General features: G+C 62.0%; 17 protein-coding genes and 1 tRNA gene. 4 read left to right on the top strand and 14 right to left on the bottom strand.

The features are described 5' to 3' along the window. Positions 1-43 precede the first annotated feature (43 nt). The 9 genes from ACZ5WQ_RS00465 to ACZ5WQ_RS00425 form a co-directional block, all read right to left on the bottom strand. The gene (locus ACZ5WQ_RS00465; protein ID WP_464382887.1) at positions 44-517 is read right to left on the bottom strand and encodes a winged helix-turn-helix transcriptional regulator; all 474 of its coding nucleotides are present in this window, start codon (positions 515-517) and stop codon (positions 44-46) included. 52 nt (positions 518-569) lie between these two features. After that, positions 570-1,541 carry an NAD(P)H-dependent flavin oxidoreductase gene (locus tag ACZ5WQ_RS00460; RefSeq protein ID WP_088275597.1) on the bottom strand — a complete coding sequence of 324 codons (972 nt, stop codon included), beginning with the start codon at positions 1,539-1,541 and terminating at the stop codon, positions 570-572. Positions 1,542-1,705: 164 nt separating this feature from the next. After that, positions 1,706-2,395: a hypothetical protein gene (locus tag ACZ5WQ_RS00455; RefSeq protein ID WP_464382886.1), complete on the bottom strand. Its 690-nt coding sequence runs from the start codon at positions 2,393-2,395 to the stop codon at positions 1,706-1,708. Between the two features lie 204 nt (positions 2,396-2,599). Further along, positions 2,600-4,501, bottom strand: coding sequence for a carboxylesterase/lipase family protein (locus ACZ5WQ_RS00450; RefSeq protein WP_464382885.1), 1,902 nt, complete (start codon positions 4,499-4,501; stop codon positions 2,600-2,602). 95 nt (positions 4,502-4,596) lie between these two features. Next, positions 4,597-5,499 (bottom strand): carbamate kinase, encoded by a 903-nt coding sequence (gene arcC, locus ACZ5WQ_RS00445; protein WP_464382884.1) that lies wholly within the window; start codon positions 5,497-5,499, stop codon positions 4,597-4,599. Between the two features lies 1 nt (position 5,500). Further along, entirely contained in the window at positions 5,501-6,502 is a 1,002-nt protein-coding gene (gene argF / locus ACZ5WQ_RS00440; protein ID WP_285677981.1) for an ornithine carbamoyltransferase, read from the bottom strand. 22 nt (positions 6,503-6,524) lie between these two features. Then, complete coding sequence (locus ACZ5WQ_RS00435; RefSeq protein ID WP_464382883.1) at positions 6,525-7,754, bottom strand: arginine deiminase; 1,230 nt, start codon at positions 7,752-7,754, stop codon at positions 6,525-6,527. 31 nt (positions 7,755-7,785) lie between these two features. Continuing rightward, positions 7,786-9,234, bottom strand: coding sequence for a YfcC family protein (locus ACZ5WQ_RS00430; protein ID WP_464382882.1), 1,449 nt, complete (start codon positions 9,232-9,234; stop codon positions 7,786-7,788). Between the two features lie 845 nt (positions 9,235-10,079). Next, positions 10,080-10,170: transfer RNA gene (locus tag ACZ5WQ_RS00425), tRNA-Ser, on the bottom strand. Positions 10,171-10,372: 202 nt separating this feature from the next. Between ACZ5WQ_RS00425 and ACZ5WQ_RS00420 the strand changes: the two genes are divergently transcribed. The 3 genes from ACZ5WQ_RS00420 (at position 10,373) to ACZ5WQ_RS00410 (ending at position 13,511) form a co-directional block, all read left to right on the top strand. Then, the gene (locus tag ACZ5WQ_RS00420; protein ID WP_233049207.1) at positions 10,373-11,065 is read left to right on the top strand and encodes a crotonase/enoyl-CoA hydratase family protein; all 693 of its coding nucleotides are present in this window, start codon (positions 10,373-10,375) and stop codon (positions 11,063-11,065) included. A gap of 78 nt (positions 11,066-11,143) precedes the next feature. Next, positions 11,144-12,211, top strand: coding sequence for a metal-dependent hydrolase (locus ACZ5WQ_RS00415; protein ID WP_228247338.1), 1,068 nt, complete (start codon positions 11,144-11,146; stop codon positions 12,209-12,211). 73 nt (positions 12,212-12,284) lie between these two features. Further along, positions 12,285-13,511 carry an MFS transporter gene (locus ACZ5WQ_RS00410; RefSeq protein WP_088275613.1) on the top strand — a complete coding sequence of 409 codons (1,227 nt, stop codon included), beginning with the start codon at positions 12,285-12,287 and terminating at the stop codon, positions 13,509-13,511. Here ACZ5WQ_RS00410 and ACZ5WQ_RS00405 read toward each other — a convergent pair whose 3' ends face one another. From ACZ5WQ_RS00405 to ACZ5WQ_RS00390, 4 genes are all read right to left on the bottom strand, one after another. Then, positions 13,512-13,841 carry an AzlD domain-containing protein gene (locus ACZ5WQ_RS00405; protein ID WP_228247337.1) on the bottom strand — a complete coding sequence of 110 codons (330 nt, stop codon included), beginning with the start codon at positions 13,839-13,841 and terminating at the stop codon, positions 13,512-13,514. Beyond that, on the bottom strand, positions 13,828-14,559 hold the full coding sequence (locus ACZ5WQ_RS00400; RefSeq protein ID WP_233049205.1) for an AzlC family ABC transporter permease: 732 nt from the start codon (positions 14,557-14,559) through the stop codon (positions 13,828-13,830). The genes ACZ5WQ_RS00405 and ACZ5WQ_RS00400 overlap by 14 nt, the downstream gene beginning before the upstream one ends. Before the next feature lie 118 nt (positions 14,560-14,677). After that, the gene (locus ACZ5WQ_RS00395) at positions 14,678-18,175 is read right to left on the bottom strand and encodes a hybrid sensor histidine kinase/response regulator (protein ID WP_464382881.1); all 3,498 of its coding nucleotides are present in this window, start codon (positions 18,173-18,175) and stop codon (positions 14,678-14,680) included. 100 nt (positions 18,176-18,275) lie between these two features. Then, positions 18,276-18,923, bottom strand: a complete 648-nt coding sequence (locus ACZ5WQ_RS00390; protein ID WP_088275618.1) for a response regulator transcription factor — start codon at positions 18,921-18,923, stop codon at positions 18,276-18,278. A 178-nt stretch (positions 18,924-19,101) separates the two neighbouring features. On the opposite strand from ACZ5WQ_RS00390, the gene ACZ5WQ_RS00385 reads away from it, so the two are divergent. After that, a complete protein-coding gene (locus ACZ5WQ_RS00385) occupies positions 19,102-20,037 on the top strand; it encodes a DMT family transporter (RefSeq protein WP_464383674.1) in 936 nt (311 codons plus the stop codon). Here the strand turns inward: ACZ5WQ_RS00385 and ACZ5WQ_RS00380 are convergent. Further along, on the bottom strand, positions 20,031-20,714 hold the full coding sequence (locus ACZ5WQ_RS00380; RefSeq protein WP_088275619.1) for a tRNA-uridine aminocarboxypropyltransferase: 684 nt from the start codon (positions 20,712-20,714) through the stop codon (positions 20,031-20,033). The two genes, ACZ5WQ_RS00385 and ACZ5WQ_RS00380, sit on opposite strands and share 7 nt — an antisense overlap. Positions 20,715-20,718: the final 4 nt, after the last annotated feature.

Here is a 20,718-nt window from a genome sequence, read left to right as displayed (position 1 = left end):
TAAACGCCGATGCCCACCCCGAACAGGCGAAATCGTGCGCCAGTCAGGCCTCGCCGACCAACTGACGCACATAGTCATCAGCGCCGGGCCCGGCCTGCACTTCGACCTCCCAGGCCTTGAGCGGGCGACCATCGGCCGATAATACCTCCGCTCCCCGAATGGGCTGACCGCTCGCCTTTTCCAGCAGCAACATGCGGTCACCCTTGCCGTTGGGCCGCCACTTCTCGCCCCACTGCATCAGGCCAATAATGATCGGATAGAGGTCCATGCCAGCGGGCGTCAGACGGTACTCGAACGAGCGCCCGTCAGCCGCCGATGGCACTTTTTGCAGCACGCCAGCCTCGGTGAGCTTTTTCAACCGGGCGCTGAGCACGCTGCTGGAGATGTCCAGCTGGCGCTGGAAAGCATCGAAGGTACGCATGCCATGAAAGGCATTGCGCAGAATAAGCAGCGACCACCACTCGCCGATGATCTCGGCGGTTTTCACAACACTGCAGTCGATGTGGGTGGTCGGCATAGCAACGTCCTGACAGGGACGCCGCCCGGCACAATGCCAGGCGGCAATCCGATTACAGCATCGACACCAGACGGGCGCGAATGATGTCTTCGGCCTGCTTCATGATGCGTTCGATCAGGTCTTCACAGCTCGGAATGTCATGAATCAGGCCGGCCACCATACCGCAGGACCAGGCGCCCAGATCCATCTCACCGTTCTGCATGATGCGTGGATAGACACCGGCAACTTCATCGATGATATCGGCGAAGGTCAGCTTGTCGCCCAGTGCCTTCTCTTTCTCGACGATACGCTCAACAGCCGCGTTGTTGAGAACGCGCTCGGTGTTGCGCAGCGGGCGCATGACCAGACGGGTGTCCAGCTCGGAAGCCGCGACAATCGCCTGCTTGACGTTCTCGTGAACCGGCGCTTCCTTGGTGGCGATGAACCGGGTACCCATGTTCATGCCTTCAGCGCCCAGCGCCATGGCCGAAACCAGCGAGCGGCCGTCAGCCATACCGCCGGAAGCAACAAACGGGATTTCCAGCTCGTCGGCAGCGCGCGGCAGCAGGATCATGTTCGGGATATCGTCTTCACCCGGGTGACCGCCACACTCGAAGCCGTCAACCGAGACCGCATCGCAGCCGATGGACTGGGCTTTGAGCGAGTGGCGAACCGAGGTGCACTTGTGGATGACCTTGATGCCGGCGTCTTTCAGCAACGGCATGTATTCCTGCGGGCTGCGGCCTGCGGTTTCAACGATCTTGACGCCGCCCTTGACGATGGCATCGATGTAGCCCGGGTAGTCCGGCGCATTGACGGTCGGCAGGAAGGTCAGGTTGACGGCGAACGGCTTGCTGGTCAGTTCCCGGCACTTGGCGATTTCGTTGGCCAGATCGGCCGGGGTCTTCTGGGTCAGACCGGTGATGGTGCCCAGACCACCCGCGTTGGAAACGGCAGCCGCCAGTTCGGCAAAACCCACCCAGTGCATGCCGCCCTGGAGGATCGGGTGCTGAATGCCGAACAGTTCTGTAATGCGTGTTTTCACTTTATTCTCGCCTCTTGCTGGGACATGACGGGTCGGTCGTCCCGACCAGTGATTTAGCTTCGGATCCAGAAGCTAAATCCTTGACCAGCAAAAAGCAAGGCGCCGCCAGCCCAACGGGGCTCCTGAAATATCAGCCAACAAACCGGGTGAATAACGCACCGCGATCACAGCCCGAACCCGCTATGGGCATGGCAGTACATGCGTTGCCGCTCCCCGGCCACCCGGTTGCCATTGCCGCAACGCTCCCCCAGCCAGGCCTTGGCGCCCTTGCGGCAGGTGCGGTAGTCAATGGAGCCGCGGCGATAGTTGCTGCAGAAACTGGCCGTGTCGATCAGGCTGTTGCGATAGCTGTAAGCGGTTTGCCAGCGGCTGCGCTGACCACGGGCATCCTCCCAGAAGAAGGTGGCAGTCCCCGTGCCATTCAGACCACGCTGACGCGGCTGTTCAATGCGTCGTGGCTGTGACTGCGCATACTGGCGAACATGACGCGACTCCATCACGTTCACCAGTTGCCGGGGCGCATAGTTGTCGTCACTGAAGGACGTCTGGCGCCCGCCGGATGCCTCAACCCGGACGACCGGGGCAATCTGCTGGCCCGCCGTGGTCTGCGAGTCTGCCAGCGGCGGCGTCTCGGCGATGGCCGGTGTGGCGGGAGCCTCCTCGGGAGTAGGCGTTACCGGCACCGGCGACAGCGCGGCGACGAGCTGGTCACGCACCGCGGGCAACCAGTCCGGGCGGCCAACATGCACCAGCAACAATACCACCCCGATCCACAACAGCCGGCTCGCCACCCGGCCAATCGACGCGCCCGCCCCGCCCGAACGACGCGGACGATCCTCCTGATCTGCTCGCATGCAACGCTCCCTGTTCTCTCACCGCTCATCCCGAGCCGGCCTGTTTACCGTTTATTCATGCTAGCGCCCGAGTACAGCGCTGCAGGCACCAGCCATCGCAGACGTGATCCAGCGCAAACCTGCGGCGCCAATCAGCCATTAAACACCGGCCAGCCGACGCCCTTCAGCCGCCCCCGTTCGCTCTGGCGAGGACGGGAAAGAGCCTCAACGCTGCGGAGGTTCCGCCCAGAAAGCACAGTTATGCTGCGTCCTGAAATCCGATACCGGCACCGCATCGATCACTGGCGCGTCCAGGCGCAGGATGTTGCCATCCTCTGTATAACGGGGCCATTCGATGGCCTCAGCACCACCTTCGGTGCTGTTCGGATCGCCATACGCAGCAAAGGTTGCCCAATAATCAAGCATCTGATCTGACAATGCCTGCTGCCCCGGCGACGGCACCCCAAGATCGAATTTTGCCTGACTGTTCAGCAGATAGGGCAATTCAAATGCGTGTGAAGCGCCGAGGGGAAACACATCGGGAATGGCAACCCCGGCCTCCAGACGAATGGCCCGGTAGATGGCGTCTGCGCCGCGATCGGAGAACCAGTAGCCATAGGTATCCACTTCTTCCTGAAGCTGCGACCACTGGGCGTCGTTGGGACAATTGAAACGCCAGTCAGTGACGATAAGCGAATACGCATAGGTGTAGTCATAAACAAACTGCACCCCAAGCGGTCTCTCTTGCAATTCAGCCTGCCTGATCGGATCCGCCGCAATCAGGGCTCTGGCACGCTGCAGATACTGATCAGCGATGGCCTCGCTGTCCAGCTGGCTATTCTCCTTGATGAGGTTGGCCACTACCGCGTAGTAGCTGGCAGGCAACCCGCCAGTCCAGCCACTGCCGGCAGAGATCAGCATAAACAGATCACCCTCATCCAGATTACTGCCCATCAGCACGGGGACTTTGTTGAAGTCACCAGACGCCAACCCCTGATTGATTGACCAAGGAAGGGTGGTGCTATCTGGATCGAAGACAGGCACAAAGCCTTCTATACGCCGTTCGAACAATATTTCAGTCTGCGCATCGAATAACGTGTCCAGATCAACGGCACGAAGACACTCGAGCAATGAAACGTCATCACCACAGACGTCAGGGCGCTTTTCACGAACACGTTCGGCAATAGGCTGGCCAAAGCGGGTTTCGCCGTCATAGGCTGGCTCGGCGTCCGGCTCATTGAGGGGCTCGGAAGCGAGCTTGAGGGGCATCTGATTGCCATTGTAGGAACCACTGTGCACGATAGCCCGATGAAACAGGCCCGCCGCAGCTGGCGAGACAATATGGCTCAACACGCTGTGTCCGCCCGCGGATTCCCCGAAGATTGTTACGTTGTCCGGATCACCGCCAAAGGCGCTGATATTCTCTTGCACCCAGCGCATCGCCAGCTGCTGATCCTGGAAACCAAAGTTACTGTCTCCCAGCTCGGTATGAGGCAGGAACCCCAAAGTGCCGAGCCGGTAGTTAATCGTTACAACCGCGACACCTCGCTCAACCAGACGTTCGGGCTCCCAGTCCGGCCCACCGTCACCGCCCAGCAATGCCCCACCGTGAATCCAGATAATGACCGGATATTCGCCGGGCTCGGCTGGAGCATAGACGTTCAGGTACAGGCAGTCTTCACTGGCGCTGGGGTTACCGAATGTGGTGTTCGGCTGCGCGCAGGCATCAGCGAAATCGCCCAGTTCGATGACCCCCTCATGCTCCTGAGCCATTGTCGGCGCGGCAAACCGCTGCGCGTTTCCGTAACGAATACCCCTGAACACGCGCATCGCGTTTTCACTCACGCCGCGAAAGTCTCCGAGCCGGGTCTCGGCCACCAGCGGATCGGTTTGCTCGACTGACCCGCCACCGCCACCGCCACCGAGGCATCCGGCCAAACACGCTGCCGCTGCGAAGCAGGACGCCGCTTTTATTCTGGAAGCGACACGCGTCGGAAGACAAACATCCATGTAAAGCTCCTGATTAAAATTGATATCGATATGCCATCTGGATTGAAGCAAAGGCACTGCAATGATGGCAATCGATATTTTCGGCAACGCCCAGAAGCAGGCTGAAGCGGGGGACATGCCAACGAGCCGTGCAGCGTGGCTGCTGCCACACGGTCTTGCCGCCACTTGAAGGTGAGTAGCGGAGAAATTGCCTCGAGCTCAGGCGAGATGGGTCAGCCGATCCGCGTCCCCGCGCTGCCGCGCAAAATACCAGAGGCATCCTCCAGCCGGCCAATGGCGGCGATCTTGCCGGTGCCGGCAAACTGCGCGGCAGCCTTGGCCTTCGGCAACATCGAGCCCGCCGGCAGGCTGATGCCGTCGAGGTCAGCTACGCTCAGCGCACTCACCCGCCGGGCCTGCGGAGTACCGAAATCGCGATAGATCGCATCAACATCGGTCAGCAAAAGCAGTGCATCGGCACCAATCTGTTCTGCAAGCAAGGCACTGGCCGCATCCTTGTCAATCACCGCCTCCACGCCAACAAGGCTGCCGTCGGGCCGGCGCACCACCGGAATACCACCGCCGCCCGCACAGATGACAATCACCTCGTTGCGCAGCAGGATTTTCAGCACCGACAGGTCGGGAATCTCAAGCGGCGCCGGCGATGGCACCACGCGGCGCCACTTGTCACCATCCTGCGCAATCGACCAGTTGGCAGCCGCCGCCCTGCGTTCGGCCTCGGCTTTGTCGTATACCGGCCCGACAAACTTGGTCGGCTTTTGAAACGCCGGGTCAGCCAGATCCACCACCACCTGGGTCAGCAGCGTTGCGACCGGCTTCTGATGGTCGATGGCATTTTCCAGCTCCTGCTCGATCATGTAGCCGATCATGCCTTCGGTCTCGGCGCCCAGTACATCCAGCGGGTCGGCGCCATCGGGGCGGTAGGCTGCGCCCTGCAGGGCCAGCAGGCCGACCTGCGGCCCATTGCCATGGGTAATCACCAGTTGATGCCCCTCACTGACCAGTTCCGCCAGCGCGGCAGCAGCCGTGCTCACATTGGCCCGCTGAGTTTCGGCAGTCATGGCCTCCCCGCGCTTAAGCAGAGCATTGCCACCCAGGGCGACGACGATCAGCATGCTAGCCTCCGAGGGTGGCGACCAGAACCGCCTTGATGGTGTGCATTCGGTTTTCCGCCTGATCGAACACGATGGATGCCGGGCTCTCGAATACCTCCTCCGTCACCTCCATGCAATCGAGACCGAATTCGCGCTGGATCTCAGCGCCGACAGTGGTTTCCGCGTTATGAAAGGCGGGCAGGCAATGCATAAAGCAGGCGCGCGGATTACCGGTCTTCTCCATCACCTCGCGGGTGACCTGATAGGGCTTGAGCAGCTTGATACGCTCTGCCCACTTCTCTTTGGCTTCGCCCATGGAGACCCAGACATCGGTATAGACAAAATCCACACCCCGCACCGCCTCGTCCACGCTTTCGGTCAGGGTCACCCGCGCGCCTGTCTGCTCCGCTATCTCCCGGGCCTCACGCTGAATGCTCTCCTCCGGCCAGCAGGCACGCGGGGCGCAGAGACGCACATCCATGCCCATCTTGGCGCCACCAATCAGCAGGCTGTCGCCCATGTTGTTGCCCGCGTCACCGAGAAAGGCATAGGCAACCTGATGCAACGGCTTGTCGACATGCTCCTGCATGGTCAGAAAGTCAGCCAGAATCTGGGTCGGGTGAAACTCGTCAGTCAGCCCGTTATACACCGGCACACCGGCGTAGGCAGCCAGCGTTTCCACCACCTCCTGGCCAAAACCCCGGTACTCGATGGCGTCGTAGATTCGGCCAAGCACGCGCGCGGTGTCCTTTACCGTTTCCTTGTGACCGATGTGGTTCCCGGACGGCCCGAGATAGGTCACTCTGGCGCCCTGATCGTACGCGGCCACTTCAAAACCGACACGGGTTCGGGTGGAGCTTTTCTCGAAAATAAGCGCAATATCCTTGCCCTGCAGAACCGGGCGTTCGGTGCCGGCGTACTTTGCCGCCTTGAGGTCGGCCGCCAGTTTGAGCAGAAAGGCGATTTCTTTCGGCGTGTAGTCGCGCAGCGTCAGAAAGCTGCGATTTTTCAGATTGAATGCCATGGTCTGTGGTCTCCTGTCCTGTTCAAACCGGATCGCGCGCCGTTGGGCAGCTCATGCAGTGGCCGCCACCCCGACCGCGCCCGAGTTCGGCCCCCGGTATCTCCAGCACCTCGATGCCGGCTGCCTTCAGTTCGGCATTGGTATCGTCATTGCGGTCATAGGCGATGACCACGCCGGGGCGAAGCGCCACCACGTTATTGCCATCGTTCCATTGCTCACGGGCCCGCTCCTCCTCGGTATCACCACCGGTGGGCACGACATGCAGCTTGCTGAAGCCAAGCACCTCGGCCACGATCTCGAAGATCGGACGCGGATCCATACGAAAATCCAGCGCCCCCAGGGCGTCTCCCGGGCGAATGTCGTAGCACACCAGCTCATCCGCCACTTCCTTGAAGGTGGTCACCACGTCGCCGCCGCACAGGGTGAACACGGTATCCAGGTGCATCGCCGAGCGGGATTTGGGGATGCGAAACGCCAGCACGCGCTCGACCACCTCCCCGGCAAACAGGGCCTGCGCCAGCTGGCCGACGGCCTGGGGCGAGGAACGCTCCCCCATTCCGACCAGCACAGTCTTGCTGCCAACCGGCATGATGTCGCCCCCTTCGAGGGTCGCCAGCCCGTGGTCGACCGTCGGGTCGCCCCAGTGAATCTTGGTACGACCGGCAAAGTTTGGGTGGAACTTGTAAATCGCCGTATTCAGCAGCGTCTCAGGGCGGCGGGCATTCCAGAACATCGGGTTGACCACCACACCGTCGTAGATCCAGGCGCTGTTGTCACGGGTGAAGAGCGCGTTCGGCAGTGGCGGCAACACAAATCCGTGATGGCCGATGTAACTGCCGAACAGCCCCGCAGGCTCAAAGGGCAGCTCCTCAACGGTCAGGCCGCCAAGCAGATGCCTGGCCAGCAGCTCACTCGGAATCTCTGTCATCCAGCTGACCAGTTCGGATTTTGCGCCTACTCCGACCTGATTGGCGGTAATCCGGTGATCCAGCACCCAGCTGCGCGCCTCGGCGTTATCGAGGGTTTCGGCCAGCAGGGTGTTGACGTCCAGCACCTCCACGCCTTCGTCGCGCATCAGCTGGGTAAATACATCGTGATCCTTCTGCGCCTGCTTTACCCAAAAGACGTCATCGAACAGCAACTCCTGGCAATTGCCGGGCGTGAGTCGCCGATGCGCCAGCCCCGGCCGGCAAACAACCACCTGACGCAACCGCCCTGTTTCGGAGTGAACGCCCAGCTCTTGAACAGACATATCCTTTCTCCCTATTGCATTAGCCAAACGCTCACAGCAGAACGGAAATACTCAGAACGGCAGTGATGAACAGCACCAGAATAACCAGCAGCGGCCAGACGAAAGCCAGCCAGCGGTCGTAGGACACCCGGCCGATGGCCAGCCCGCCAACCACCACCGCAAAGGTCGGGTTGATGAAGTTCACCAGACCGTTGGCCGACTGATAGGCAGTGACCACAAGGTCACGTCCGACCCCGGCGAAATCAGCCAGAGGCGCGAGAATCGGCATGGAGAGCACAGCCAGCCCCGAAGATGACGGCACCAGAAAACTCATCGCCGCCTCGATCCAGAACATCAGATTGATAAAGGCCAAGCCGCCCATGCCGTCCAGCGCCTGTGCTGCGCTGTGCAGCATGGTGTCTGCGATCAGGCCGTTTTCCATGATCACCACAATCCCGCGCGCCAACCCGACAACCAGTGCCACACCCAGCAACTCTCTGGCACCGTCGACAAAGTGACTGGTCAGACCCTTCTCGCCCAGACGTGCAATCACGCCGATCACGATTGCAGACCCGAGGAACAGCGCGCCCATCTGCGCCATCCACCAGCCCTGGGATGAAACGCCCCAGATCATCACCGCGAAGGTCAGTGCAAACAGCACCAGCACCACCGACTGAATGCCGGTCAGGTGATCACTATGCTCCTCCTCAGCCTGACGCTTGAGGAAAAAGGCCTTGTGCTCCTCAAGCTGCTTGGCCACCGCCGACCTGGACGGGTCCTGTTTAACGCGATGGGCATACACCATCACGTAAGCGATGCAGATCACCAGCCCGCCCAGCAGAATCACGAACCGGGGGATAATCCCGTCGGTAAACGGAATACCCGCCGCATTGGCCGCAATCACCGTCGCGAACGGGTTGATTGTCGAGCCAAGCACACCAATGCCGGCCCCGATCAGAATGATCGCCACACCGGTAACCGAGTCATACCCCGCCGCCATCATCACGGGTATCAGCAAGGCATAGAACGCCAGCGTCTCCTCAGCCATGCCATAGGTCGTGCCACCGATGGCAAACAGGCTCATGAGTATCGGAATCATCCAGATCTCGTGACCCTTCAGATGCACCATCGCCGACCGGATGCCCGTATCAATGGCGCCCGTGGCGTTCACCACACCGAGAAAGCCGCCCAGAAACAGCACGAACAGCGCCACATCAATCGCGTTGGCCGCATAACTGTCCGGATCATAGAAACCCGCGCCGGGCGCCAGCATCACCTCGACGATGCCCTGCGGATTCGGCTCAACTTCATGGTAAGTGCCGGCAACCGCCACCTCACGCCCAACCGCCTCGTTCATCTCGCGGTCAAACTTGCCCGCCGGCATGATCCAGGTGAGACCGGCCATCAGAATGATCAGCAGGAACAGAATCGAATACGCAGTAGGGAAGCGGGAGGCCATATCCTGGCCCTTGTCTTTCTCACGATCAGGTGCGCTGTCCATTGGACACCTCCAGAGGAATGAAGCCTTATCCGTGTTCACCCCTGCAAAGACGCACAGGCAAGGGCAACTCCATCTACAAAACCTGTGAAACAGTCAGCCATCTGCATGGCGATGTGCTTGAACGTATCACCACCAAGACAAACCTTAGTTGATACAAATCATTTCGTGAGGAGTATTACAAATCCGGAGTTACAGGACATGCAGCGGTTTATGGCGCTCCGAGGCTCGGGAGTGGGAGCGGCAGCAGCGGGACGGGACGGAAAACAACATATTGATGCAGACATGCGTGCACTGCGACTCGCAACGCACTCGATGCAACGAAATCTGCGTTGACTGGATTGATTACCGAGTATGCAGGCGGGAATTTCGGCGCTGCGGAGGATGGCGGGTTTGAGATTGCTCGCCTCGCCTGTCAGGTGGTACCGGCGAACAAGCTGAGCTCTCAGGGTTGTAGGTCGTTGCTTGGCTGGCTGAGACAGATGGATTATTCAGCGCTTTGCGCCTCGCCCTCGGCTGGACCCACCTCGGGCCGTCGTCGCTGCGCTCCGACGTTCCTGCGCCAGCGCTGCTGGCTCCGGTCGAACCGTGAGGGTTCTCGTCCGTCTGTTCACCGCACAAACGAAAAAGCCCCAGCTTGCGCCAAGGTCCTTCGTTGTCTGCTAGGGGGGGATTACTCGGCGCTTTGCGCCTCGCCCTCGGCTGAACCAGCCTCGGGCCGTCGTCGCTGCGCTCCGACGTTCCTGCGCCAGCGTTGCTGGCTCCGGTCGAACCGTGAGGGTTCTCGTCCGTCTGTTCACCGCACAAACGAAAAAGCCCCAGCTTGCGCTGGGGCTTTTTCGTTTGTCTGGCGGAGAGAGAGGGATTCGAACCCTCGATACGCTATTAACGTATACACACTTTCCAGGCGTGCTCCTTCAGCCACTCGGACACCTCTCCGGATCTCGGCGTGCGGGTTACCCTGCTACCGAGGCGCGCTAATGTATCGAAACACGGGCGCTTTGGCAAACCCTTTTTCCATTGTTTTCAACCACTCGTGACTCCGGCTTTGGCGGACTCGCCAGTCATGAATTAGTTGGTAAACTGCCTGCTTTACGCTGCGGCGCTGATGCCGTATGACTTTCTATGTGAGGACTTTCTGATGAGCGAGCTGGTCTCCTATCGTTTCGCTGACGGCGTTGCCCACCTGAGCCTGGATAATGGCAAGGTGAACGCCCTGTCGCCCGACATGATCGCTGCGATTAACGCTGCGCTGGATCAGGCGGAAAAGGACCGCGCCGTGGTGGTGCTGAGCGGCAAGCCGGGCATTTTCTCCGGCGGCTACGATCTGAAAGTCATGACCTCTGGCCCGGATGCGGCCAAGGCGCTGGTGGCGTCCGGTTCAACCCTGTCACGCCGCATGCTGTCTCACCCCTTCCCGATTGTTGCCGTGTGCACCGGCCACGCAATTGCCAAGGGCGCGTTCCTGCTGCTGTCGTCCGATTACCGACTGGGCGTTGAGGGTCCGTTCAAGATTGGCCTGAACGAAACCGCCATCGGCATGACCATGCACCACGCCGGCATCGAACTGGCGCGTGCCCGCCTGACGCCAGCCGCCTTTGGCCGTGCGGTGATCAACGCCGAAATGTTCAGCCCGGAAGAAGCCGTCATTGCCGGCTTCCTCGACAAGGTGGTCGCGGCCGAGGAGCTGGAAGCGGCAGCCATGGCCAAGGCCCGGGAGCTGGCTGCGCTGAATATGACTGCCTTCCGCCAGACCAAGGTCAAGAGCCGCAAGGCCTACCTGGAATTGCTGGATCAGTGCATCGAGCTGGATCGTCAGCACGACCTGAGCTGAAAAATCGGGAAACGTGACAGGACTGCGCGGGGCAACGAGATGCAGTAGGCTGTGCATCTCACCCTGCGGAGTCTTTCCATGGATTCAGTTACCCAGATCGTTCTCGGCGCCTCGATCCAGGGCGCAATGCTCGGCCGCTGGCAGGGCCGCAAGGCGCTGATCTACGGCGCAGCACTGGGTACGGTGCCCGATCTGGACGTGCTGATCGACTACGGCGATGCGGTCGCCGACATGACCTACCATCGCGGGTTCAGCCACTCCCTGTTCGTGCTGGCAACACTCGCCGCGCTGCTCACCTGGCTGATACGCAAACGCTGGCCGGACGCGGGCTACAGCAGCGGCAGGCTGTTCGCCACCCTGGCTTTGGTGCTCTGCACCCATCCGCTACTCGACAGTTTCACCACCTACGGTACCCAGCTGTTCTGGCCGCTGCCGATGCCGCCGGTGGCGATTTCCAGTATTTTCATCATTGACCCGCTCTACACCCTGCCCTTGCTGCTGGCGATGCTGGCAGGGCTGGTGATCGGGCTGGGCCGCAGCGGCCTGCGCTGGCAATACGCCGGGCTGCTGCTCAGTTCGCTGTATCTCGGCAGCACGCTGATCGGCAAGCAGATGGCCGACCATCACCTGCAAGCCGCACTGGCACAGCAGGGTATCCAGCCCCAGGCGACCTTCAGTACGCCGACCCCATTCAACACCCTGCTCTGGCGGGTTATGGCGGTCGACGGCGACAACTACTACGAAGGGCTGGTCGGCTGGCTGGACCATGAACCGCTGACCCTGATCAAGCTGCCGACCCGCGCCAGCGAGGCCCGACAGGCACTGCTCGAATCACCGCAGGACCAGCGTCTGCGCTGGTTTACCGGTGACCGCCTGCGCTACGACCTGATTGACGGGCAGTGGGTGGCGACCGATCTGCGCCTTGGCATGAGTGGCTACCATCCGTTCCGTTTTGCCCTGGCCACCGTGGACCCCGCCACCGGCGAGACTGCGTTGATCAGCGAGGTGGAGCAATGGCCGCAGCGGCGACCGGATGCGGCGGCGCTGCGCCTGATGGCAGAGCGGGCACTGGACGCCAGAACGCCGCTGTCGATTGCGGAGTTGTCGCGCTCACTCACCGAACCGGCACCCCATCAGCAACGGTGATGGCCGCACTGGCTGTCCGCTGGGGCGCTGATTTTGCGATAATCTCGCTCTTTGTCCCCGGGGGAGCGTGAACATGTCAGGTCAATCGCCAGCCAGCAGCGCCGCGTCGAGTCGCCGTGTGGCGATGATCGCTGCCCTGATGGCGATTTTCACCACCATCTTCGCGAGCAACGTGCCCACCCCGCTGTACGCCGTCTGGCAGGCGAAGATGGGCTTTTCCTCCACGGCGCTGACCGCTGTCTTCTCGATCTATGTCCTCGGGGTGGTGACCACCCTGCTAACCCTGGGCTCACTGTCGGACAAGATTGGTCGTCGCCAGATGATGGTGCCGGGGCTGCTGTTCATTCTGGCCGGTGCGGTAATGTTTATCCTGGCGCGCGATATCTATGGGCTGGGTATCGCCCGGGTGCTGACCGGTATCGGCACCGGGATCGTGACCGGCGCCTCCTCGGCCGCACTGGTCGAACTGGAACCGGACGGCAACTGGACCCGCGCCGCCACCCTGTCGGCGCTGTTCTTTACCCTTGGCGCCTTTGCCGGCCCGACCGTCAGCTCGCTGATGCTCGGGCTGGGCGATGCAGCGCTGACCTGGCCGTTTGCGGTAACCCTGGCCCTTGGTGGCCTGACGGTCGCCCTGCTGCTGCTCGCCCCCTGGCCGGCCGATATCGGCCAGCGCCACCCGGACTTTCGCTGGCGCGCCTGGCGGCCGACCACTATCAAGGTGCCGCGGGAGATGCTCGGAGCGTTTATCTTCGCTGCCGCGGCGATCTGTCTGGCCTGGTCCACCGGCAGCCTGTATGCCTCGCTCGGCCCCTCACTGGCGACCAAGCTGGTCGGCATCGATGATCGCACCAAGGCCGGCCTGTTCGCCGCCGGCTGGCAGCTGATGGCCGGGGTAAGCCAGTTTGCCTGCAAGCGTCAGCCACTGGATCGCCTGCTGCTGGTTGGCCCGTCCACACTGATCATCGGTCTCGGCGTGATGGCTGCGGCCGTGGTCTACAGCTCGCCCTGGATGTTTACCCTCGCCACACTGGCAACGGCCAGCGGCGCGGGCGCGACCGGCGTGGTGGGTATTGCCTCGATCAGCAACAGCGCACCGGCCGATCAGCGCGGCGGGATCAACTCGGCGTTTTACCTGATGGCCTACCTGACCATGGCGTCGGTGGTGCTGGGCGTTGGCTTTGTCAGCGACATGATCGGCTTCGCGCCGACGGTGCTGGGCTTTGCCAGCATCATTTCCTGCGCCGCGCTGGCGCTGATGCTGGTCGCCCTCAGCAGCCGTCGCGCCTCGCTGTGGTAGTCAGCCCGCCAGCCACCAACGCCAGAGGAAGAACACCAGCATGCTGCCGAAGATGGTCAGCAGCAGGTTGCGACTGAACGCAGCAATCAGCACGGCGACCACGCCACCGACCAGGTAGGCGTTGTCCAGCGTCAGCTGCAGGCTGTTGCCGTCGGGCATGACGACAGCCGGAACAATGATCGCCGTCAGGACCGCGACCGGCACATAGCCAAGCGCCTGCTGCACCAGCGGACTGAAGCGCACCCGATGACCCACCGCAAACAGGGTGTAGCGAATGGCGAAGGTGATCACGCCCATGCCCAGCAGCAGAACCGCTTCAAACTGACTCATTGCCCACCTCCCGTACGGAGGCTGCCGCGCTCCAGCGTTCGGCCAGCACGCCGGCGCTGACGCCGCAAAGCGCTGCCAGCATCAAGCCCAGCTTCCACGGCAGATCGTAGGCAACCAGCGCCACCAGCCCTGCCACGACGGCGGCCAGCAGCATGGGCCGGGTGCGCAGCAGCGGCACGACGATCCCGGTGAAGGTCGCGACCATGGCAAAGTCCAGGCCCCAGCCGGCCATACCGGGCAGCGCGTTGCCCAGCAAAGCCCCCACCAGCGTGCACAGGAACCAGTTGCCGTACATCGCCAGACACGAGCCGAGGTAGTACCAGTGCTTGTTCTCCAGCGGGATCTGCGGATCCAGATAGTGCCGCTGGACCACGGCAAAACTCTCGTCGGTCAACCAGAACGCCAGCGGAATCTTCCAGCGCTGGGACAGGTGACTGACATGGCTCATCAGGCTGGCGCTGTAGAGCGCATGCCGCAGATTGACGATAAAGGTCGTCAGCAGCAGCACAACCAGCCCGGCGCCGCTGGCGATCAGGCTCACGGCAATAAACTGGGCTGAGCCGGCGAAGACCAGCGCCGACATCAGCAGGGTGGCAGGCAGCGAGAGGCCGCTGGCAACAGCCAGCGTGCCGAAAATGACACCGAACGGCGTCGCGCCGATCAGCATGGGAACGGTATCGCGCGCGCCGCAGAGCAGCGCACTGGTTTTGGCAGACATGGGCGTAAAGACGGGCCGGGCAGTATCAGAATATATAGATGTGCAGCCTAGCCCGCCGCCGGGCGACAGGACAGATACAGCTAGAAAACAACATCCGGCAAACTGTTACGGTCGCATGCTAGGCAAGTGCAATGTGCCTGCTGATCAGCGCCCGCAGCGCCGCCGGCTTGACCGGCTTGGGCAGATACGACAGGCCTGCCAGCGAGATTTCACTGAGCACATCCTGACGGCCATCGGCACTGATCACTACCCCCGGCAAGTCGGCATCAAGCAAGTCACGCAGCCACAGCATCAGCTGAGTGCCGGTATCGCCATCATCGAGGTGGTAATCAACCAGCACCAGCTCCGGGACGAAGCCCTGATCGAGCAATTGCCGAACTTCCTGCCGGTCGCGCGCGACTGCGACGCGGCACTGCCAGCGCCCGAGCAGGCTCTGCATGCCGGCCAGAATGCTGCTCTCATTGTCGATACACAGTACCGGCGCGCCGTCGAACTGCGGTGGCAGCTCGGGCTTGGCCGTCCGACTGCGCACTGCCCGCGGCATGCTCGCCAGCGGCACGGTAACGCTGAACACACTGCCGTGCCCCGGCCAGGAACGCACGCTCAGCTCGTGCCCGAGTACCCGGCACAGACCGTCGGCAATGGCCAACCCCAGGCCCAGCCCCTTTTCGGCCTGGGTACGGTGACTGTCGAGTCGCTGAAACTCTTCAAAGATCAGCTGCAATTTGTCCTGCGGAATGCCCGGCCCCTGGTCCCAGACCTCAATCCGTACCGCGCCGTGCAGATGGCGCACACCCAGCACCACCCGCGCAGCACTGGCATAGCGGAAGGCGTTGGTCAGGAAGTTCTGCAGCACCCGGCGCAGCAGGCGCATGTCGCTGCGCACCCGCAGCCGGCTGCTGTGAATGCGCAGATCAATACCCTGCTCGACCGCCAGCGCACTGAACTCGATGCGCAGCGGGTCAAACAGCTCACTGAGGGCAAAATCACCCAGCTCCGGCACGATGCGCCCGGCTTCGAGACGGGAAATATCGAGCAGATCGGAAATCAGCTCCTCGGCGGACGCCAGCGAGCTGTCCAGATGGCGCACCAGCTCTTCCACCTCCGGCGGCATGTCGGACTGATGGGCCAGCGAGGCGGAGAACAGACGCGCGGCATTGAGCGGCTGCATCAGGTCATGGCTGACGGCGGTCAGGAATCGACTCTTGGACTGACTGGCCCGCTCGGTCTGGGCCTGCGCCTGCAGCAGTGCCTGGTTGAGCTGGGACAGCTCGCGGGTGCGCTCGTCCACCCGCCGCTCCAGACTCTCGTTCGCTTCCTGCAACGCCCGCTCGGCTTCGCGGAAGGCGGAGATGTCGGTGAAGCTCATGACGAAGCCGCCACCGGGCATCGGGTTGCCGATGATCTCGATGACGCTGCCGTCAGGGAACATGCGTTCGGAGCGATGCGGCGTACCCTGCTGCATCCAGGCGATGCGCTTGTCGACGTGCAGTTGCGGGTCACCGGGCCCGCACAACCCGCGCCGGGCATTGTGCAGAATGATGTCGGCAATCGGACGACCGATGGCAATCAACCCTTCCGGATACTGGAACATTTCCAGATAACGGCGATTCCAGGCCACCAGCCGCAGGGATTTATCAACCACGCTGATCCCCTGACTGATGTTCTCGATCGCGCCCTGCAGCAGGCCCCGGTTGAACTGCAGCACCTCGGAGGCTTCATCAACGATGCGCACCACATCGTCAAACTGCATGTCGCGCCCTTCAATCGCTGCCTTCACCACCAGCCGCGCCGACGAAGCGCCCAGTACGCCGGCCAGCAGGCGCTCGGTCAGGGTAATCCAGCCGGAGTCTGCAGTCTGGCTGCCATGCAGGCTGCCACCCTGGCGCTGGGCATAATGATTGAAGGCCGCCTCGGCGCGCTCCTCCCCAACAAAACGCGAGGCCAGCTCCAGCAGGTCGTCGACCCGCACCCGCAGCAGCACCTTGCCGGGCCCGTCAATCCAGGGCTCGCTGTCCTGGCTGACAAAGCGGCTGGCCTGCCAGTGTTCCAGCACACGCGTCCGGCTAAACAGCGAGCCGGCAACGAAGACCAGGAAGTTGCATACCAGTGACACCACGCTGGCCAGCGTCAGCGCATCCACGCCCCAGCTCGCGGCGGCGGTCCGCACCACTTCGATCATCGGCAGCTGGTCGGTATGCCAATGCAAGCCGGCCCCAACCAGCGGCAACACCAGCAGATACAGCCACAGCACGATCCCGACCAGCAGCCCCGCCAGCACGCCGGTGCGGTTGGCCTGCTTCCAGAACAGCGCGCCAAACATCGCCGGCGCCAACTGGCCGATAGCGGCAAACGCGACCTGGCCGATGCTGGCCAGACTGGTCTCGCTGCCGATCAAGCGGTAAACCACATAGGCCAGCAGCAGAATAATCAGAATGCTGGTGCGCCGGACGTTCAGCAACCAGCCACGAAAACGCTCGTAGGAATGCTCGGCGCCGACGCGGTTGCGCAACAGGATCGGCAATACCACATCGTTCGAGACCATGGTGCTGAGCGCGATCGCCGCCACGATCACCATGCCGGATGCCGCCGAGGCACCACCCAGGAAGGCAGCCATGGCCAACACCGGATTGCCCTGTAGTAACGGCAGACTGATGACGTAGGAATCGGGCGACATGCCGTCGCCAAGCAGCATCTGACCAGCCAAAGCGATGGGCACCACAAAGAGGCCGGCCAGCAGCAGGTAAACCGGAAAAACCCAGCGTGCCAGACGCAGATCACCCGGCTCGCTGTTTTCCACCACAGCGACCTGGAACTGTCGGGGCAGGCAGATGAAGGCGAAAATCGCGATGGAGGTTTGCAGCAGAATGCCGATGACCGGCGTATCGCGCTGCCAGTAGCTCTCCAGCACCGGCTCGGCGCGCGCCTGAGTTATCAGGTCTGCTGCGCCGCCGAACAGCCCGAACACCACAAACAGCCCGACCGCCAGAAACGCCAGCAGCTTGACCAGCGCCTCAAAGGCAATCGCCAGCATCATGCCTCGGTGGTGCTCCGTCACATCCAGGCTGCGGGTCCCGAACAGCACGGTAAACAATGCCAGAACCAGGGTGACGGCCAGCGCGGTATCTTCCGCGCCGAACGCATTCAATGGCGTTGCCGCTTCGGTTCCGCCGCCGGTAAGCAGGCTGTAGCCCAGCACGATCCCCTTGAGTTGCAGCGCGATATACGGCAGCACGGCAACCAGGCACAGCAGCGAGACGACAACACCCAGGCTTTGCGACTTGCCGTAGCGCGAGGCGATAAAATCGGCGATGGAGGTAATATTTTCCTGCTTGCTGATCGCAATCATGCGCGCATAAAGGCGCCAGCCAAACAGAAACAGCAGCAACGGCCCCAGGTAGATGGGCAAAAAGCCCCAGAGCTGGTCGGTCGCCATGCCGACCGAACCAAAAAAGGTCCAGCTGGTACACCAGACGGCCAGCGACAGGCTGTAGACCCAGACCCTCAGGCGCGGCTTGAGCACACTCGCGTTGCGATCACCCCAAAAGGCAATGACGAACAGCAAGGCCATGTACAGCAGAAATATGAAGGCTACCAGCCCACCGGAAAGCATCATGAGGCGCGCTCAACCCGCAACAGTGTCACAACCTTCAGTCTGACAGTGCCAAACGGCTTTGCCCAGCCGACTTCCGTCGTAGCCGGCATTCGGCGACGCTCTAGCTGGCCAGTTCCATCTGCTGCAGCACAAGCGCAGCCTGGGTGCGGGTACGGACGTTGAGTTTGCGGAAGATGGCGGTGACGTGGGCCTTGACGGTGGCCTCGGACACGTCCAGCTCGTAGGCGATCTGCTTGTTCAGCAGGCCATCACAGACCATGGTCAGCACGCGAAACTGTTGCGGGGTGAGGCTGGCGACCCGCTCGCTGATCTGCTGCTGCTCGTCGCTCATGCCGGGCGGATTGTCGATACCCGGCGGCCAGCACACGCTGCCATCGAGCACAGACTGCACCGCAGCCTGGATGGCTTCGAGACTGGCGGACTTGGGGATAAACCCGCTGGCACCGAAATCACGCGCACGGCGCGCAATCGTCGGTTCTTCCTGGGCTGAAATGAGGATCACAGGAATTTGCGGATACTGGCCACGCATCTGAGCCAGCCCGGAGAAGCCGTAGGCGCCGGGCATGTTGAGGTCCAGCAGTACAAGATCCCAGTCGGCTCGTTCGGCCAGACGCTGTTGCAGCTCGCTGATGCTGCCTACCTCGCTCAGGCTGACGGTCTCGCCCAGCCCATCGCGAAGGGCCTGACGCAGCGCACTGCGAAACAGGGGGTGATCATCGGCAATCAAGATGTCATAGGTGAGACCCATGCTAGGCGTCCTGGCAGTCATTTTTGTTATTGGCTGAGACAAGCACGCTGAGACTGCCAGTCACAGGCGTTTCAGTCAATGCCATGTTGTACCGGTACAGTCTGCGCAGGCAGCTGTATCTGGCAGCAGTTCCGCGGTCGCGGGGATAATGGCGGTTTTGTCTGCCGAGCTTGATAGCATGAACCTGCGCCATTACCGTGCCGATGTCCTGATGCTGATCACTGCCCTGATCTGGGGTAGTACCTTTGTGGCCCAGCGCCTGGGCATGGATCATATTGGTCCCTTCCTTTACACCGGCCTGCGTTTTCTGCTCGGTGCCGTAACCGTAATGCCGCTGATCTGGCTGTTGCGCAAGCCCGCCAAACCCGACACCCCCGAACGACTGAGCAAACCGATGCTGCTGGGCAGTATTGCGCTGGGCGCGGTACTGACGCTGGGTATCAACCTGCAGCAGATTGGTCTGATGTTCACCACCGTGACCAACTCGGGATTCATCACCGGACTGTACGTTATTCTGGTCCCGGTGTTTGGTCTGTTTATCGGCATGCGCACCCACCGCGGCACCTGGGCCGGCGCCGTGATGGCTCTGGTCGGGATGATGCTGCTGAGCGTGACCGCCGAATTTACCGTTGCCCCCGGTGACTGGCTGCAACTGGTCGGGGCTTGCTTCTGGGCCGTGCATGTGCTGCTGGTCGGCGCTCTGGCCAGCCGCTACGACCCCATTCTGGTGTCGTTTATCCAGTTTCTGGTTTGCGCAGTCGTCAGCCTGAGCCTGGCGCTGGTTTTTGAGCCCATCAGCTTTGCGGCCATCCATGACGCCCTGCCGGCCATCCTCTATGGCGGTATTCTCGCCGTTGGTGTGGCGTTTACCCTGCAAGTCGTCGCACAAAAGGATGCGATCACTTCGCACGCGGCCATTATCCTGAGTCTGGAAGCGGTGTTCGCCGCCCTCGCCGGCTGGCTGATCTTGGGAGAAACCCTGACTCCCCGCGGGCTGCTGGGTTGCGCATTGATGCTGGCGGGCATGCTCACCGCCCAGCTGGTGCCGATCTACCTGGATCGACGCAGGCAGGCGACCGTGGCGGTGCAGCAGGAACCCGCCGGCCATCACTGAGGCCGGCGGCGGCAGGAATCCATATAGCCCCGGCTGAACAGATCGAAATAGTCATCGAGCTGACGGGCGGCAACCTCCTCTGCGGCCAACGCCAGACAGGCGGCAGCTACTTCGACGGTGCATAGATGATCGTCGCGGCTGGAACGACGCAGCCGGTAGCGCGACAGCCGCTCAGTGTGCAGACTCAGTATCGGCAGATCGGCCAAATAAGGGCTCTTGCGAAACATCTTGCGCGCCTGGGTCCAGGTCGCATCCAGAATGATCAGCAACGGGCGACGGCCAGGCTCAGGCTCAATTGCGGCGCAGACCTGCTGGCCCGGCTGCGCATATTCGCCGGGGAAGACCACATAGGGCTGATACTGCGGGTCGGCCAGCAAGGCCAGCAACGCGGGATCAACCTCCGTCCGCGCCCACTCAAAGGCATGGGTGTCCGGCAGGCAGTCCGCAATCAGGCGGCCGGTGTTGGTCGGCTTGAGCGGCTCATAGGCATGCATGATCAGACAGAAGCTGATGGCGCAATCCAGCTGCGGACGCTCGGCACAGATACATGCCCAGCGCGCCAGCTGGCAGCCTGGGCAACGCTGCACCCGAGCCCCGCGGGCCTTGAATGGGCGGGTGGATCGCGCCACCGCCTCATCGCGCAGACGATTGACCGCATGGCCGGGCTTTTCCGACATCCTC

This window comes from Halopseudomonas sp. T1L2 (assembly GCF_055397385.1).
Note: the sequence above shows the minus strand (reverse complement) of the source record. Positions and strands in the feature narration are given on the sequence as shown.